The 3,152-nt window shown below is 45.6% G+C and carries 4 protein-coding genes; all 4 read right to left on the bottom strand.

Features of this window, described 5'->3' with window-relative positions:
- Positions 1-258: hypothetical protein (locus MHN01_RS22280; RefSeq protein WP_239413515.1), on the bottom strand; the 258-nt coding region annotated here is incomplete at its 3' end.
- 183 nt (positions 259-441) lie between these two features.
- Positions 442-810, bottom strand: a complete 369-nt coding sequence (locus MHN01_RS22285) for a VCBS repeat-containing protein (protein WP_239413516.1) — start codon at positions 808-810, stop codon at positions 442-444.
- Positions 811-891: 81 nt separating this feature from the next.
- On the bottom strand, positions 892-1,020 hold the full coding sequence (locus tag MHN01_RS24575) for a hypothetical protein (protein WP_255725404.1): 129 nt from the start codon (positions 1,018-1,020) through the stop codon (positions 892-894).
- Between the two features lie 27 nt (positions 1,021-1,047).
- Entirely contained in the window at positions 1,048-2,940 is a 1,893-nt protein-coding gene (locus MHN01_RS22290; protein ID WP_239413518.1) for a VCBS repeat-containing protein, read from the bottom strand.
- Positions 2,941-3,152: the final 212 nt, after the last annotated feature.

Here is a 3,152-nt window from a genome sequence, read left to right on the forward strand (position 1 = left end):
CTTGCTGCCACTGGTGCTGACTCGGCCTTGCTTCATGGCCACGAGTACTTCTTTCTGCACACGGATAAGCGAGAAAAAGCGAATAACCATAAACACAATAAACACAGGCATGATTATTTGAGTAATAGGGGCAGACTGCAGAACCAAATCATTCAGCAGCCATGCTGCCAGCATCAGCAACATGGTATAAAGCGAATGCGGCTTCAGAACAATGGTCACCTTGTCGGCTGATTCCGTCCGCTCAAAGAAAAATGTCATGGTAATCTCTCATCAGCAAAACATGCCGCTAACCCTCTCATAAGTACCTGCTCAATGACAAGTATCAGGCCATGAGTTAGCTCAAAGAGTTGTAAATGGGTGTGTCCGCTATATGACAAGTCGTTGATACAACAATGGCAGCCGAAGCTGCCATTAGACATAGTGATTACGCTGAAGGCCCTATTACAACGGCTGATTAGTCATAACCCGGCTGCTATGGCCTGTTCTGAGCATCAAGTCCACATCTCCGTCACCATCAACATCTCCAAGCAAAGGCTGCTCAGCTCCGTAAGGCAACTGATTGACTCCTGATAAGGAAAAGTATCGATTCCCTTCATTAACATAAATGCTAGGCTTACCACCGATAACAATATCTAAATCGCCATCGCTATCAATATCGGCAATGGCCGGTGTTCTACCGTTGGTCCCCAAATCAGTATCGGAAAGCTCAAACAACCCTTTGCCATCATTGATAAACAGTTGATTGACTTCCTCCACGCCATGGTAGTCAGCATTGGTTATAATCAAATCGACATAGCCATCGCCATTCATGTCATTCGCCGCTACGTCGTAATGCTTGCTAGTGCTTGTACTTTGGCTTGTTCCAAGTCTCTGACCTGAATCGGTAAAACGTCATTTGCCGTCATTGAAGAAAATCATATTCTTATGATCGCCACCGGCCCAGATAATATCCAGGCTGTTATTGCCATTAACATCTGCAAGAACAACATTGGCGCTGTTTTGCCCCGAGAGGTCACTCAAAAAACCGTTTTCATCGACAAAAGAACCCTAACCGTTATTGATAAAGACCCGAGGAGCTCTCCACTCTTCAATCAGAGCAATATCTAAATCGCCATCGCCGTCAATATCACCAAGAGCCACAGAATCACTGCTTTTGTTCGTTAGCTTCTGGTTCGACGCCGTCAGATTTCCTTTTCCGTCATTGAGGAAAACGCTTACCCCTGTGTCCGTTGCACGAACGATATCCGCATTGCCATCGCCGTTAAGATCATCAACAGCAATTTTATGGATAGTGGAATTATCACCAGAGGTGAATGAAGACAAGGCAAAGTTCCCCTGTCCATCATTTAGGAAAATTTGCTCTTCATTGCGGGGAGGAGCCAGAATGACATCCAGTGCACCATCACCATTGAAATCAACCAATGTACTGGCATCAATATAATTATCACCACCCTGGCCGACGGTCAGAGTCTGCTTCAAAACAAACTTTCCATCACCAACATTCGGACCTTTCTGCAGGGTCAGCACCTTGTTTTCAACCGCTAACGGACTCATTGTTATCGTATCAGCCGCTTCGAGTACGCCTTCCGCAGCTTTAACTGTATAGTCACCGGCAACCAAATATGCCTTGATCGAACCTGTACTGTATTGCTCTCCCGTCAGGCCAATGAGTTTATCACCCACGTATACCTTGACGCCCAAAGCCGGCTGCTGGTTCTGATCCAATACATTCAGCATCAGTGTGCCCAGTACACGTCCTGTCATGATGCTTTCGCGTTTTAGTTCAAGCTTGCAGCCCAGAGCCTGGTTAAGCGCAACATTGATTGAAGTATTACAGCTGGCAAACGGCACTGAACGAAATTGTTCTGATGCCTCACTCACCTTATGGAATGCCAAATAAGCGGTTAACCGATCCTGACCTCCCGTTTCAAACAGATCGCTTGCTTTGTAAATGCCATTTTCATCACGAATAGTCAGCACTTTCTCCTGAACTGGTACATTGTCCCCTCCGAGTCGAACAATCAGTGCAAGTTCGTGGGCTGAGCCAACTTCATTCACCACTTCGGCTGGTACCGTAAAGGAAAAATGCCCCTGATCTTTCATCGGGCTAAGGTTAAGGTTTACATCAGCCTGGAGTGGAATCACGTCCATCTTGGCATCTTCTCCCTCAACAAAATTCACCGAGTCATCCTGCTCGCCATTTTTGCCCACCATCAGGTCGCCATCATATAAGCGCATTGCCAGCTGATACTCACCCGGCTCAACATTCATGATCAGCTCCGCGATACCGGTTTCTTTATTGATGGTATAAACCGTCTCATCCTCACCGTTAATAGACAGGCCAAACTGCGGATGACTCAACGCAGCGAGATCTTCGGCTGGCCACGAAAACTTTAATGTAAAGACATATTGAACCTGCTCAAAATCACTGATGGTCTCACCCAGATTAGGCAGTAGGACAAAATCAATCTCGGGAGCTTTACCGTCAATCACGTCTTCACCCAGCGCCTGAGCCATATATTGACTCTGCTTGCCATCTTTCGAAGTCAGGAGCAAGACAAAATCATAACTGCCAGGCTTAAGCGTCAGTGCACGATGTGAAACCGTTTCGACGTTACCCTCGCTATCCAGTTTCTGGGTCATAGGCCAGTCGAAAACTTGTTTATCCTTGGTCAGGATATTAGTCACCTCCAGCTTCCCATCGTAGCTTAGAGCCTGAGCCTGACTCTTCAGCTTGACCGACGCTTGGTAACCAACTGGGGCTGGCTGCGATGGTTCCTTTTCTATGGTCTGTAAATAAGTGGCTGCAAACTTACTGTTAACCACCAATGAGTTGTCCACAACAGATCCCTTACCTGCGGTGTCATTTCCTTCCCCACAGCCGATAAGCAATAAGCTTAGAATTGCGCTACCTAGCCAACTTTTTTTAGGTTTATGCATAGTTATTCTTAATCTGCAAATTGATGAAGGTGCGCAACAGCACACATAAAGACAAAAGCGAGGAAAACTATCACAATCATTATAAAAACAACAACTTAAGGTAAATTAATGGCACTAAAACGCTTTAACCGGAGCCTTTATCAAATATATATGAGCAATTGCTCTAACAATGCGCACTATTGACACATATAAAAACAAAGAACAAAAAAATA

This window comes from Photobacterium sp. OFAV2-7, assembly GCF_022347985.1.
In the GTDB taxonomy this organism is placed as follows: Bacteria; Pseudomonadota; Gammaproteobacteria; order Enterobacterales; family Vibrionaceae; genus Photobacterium.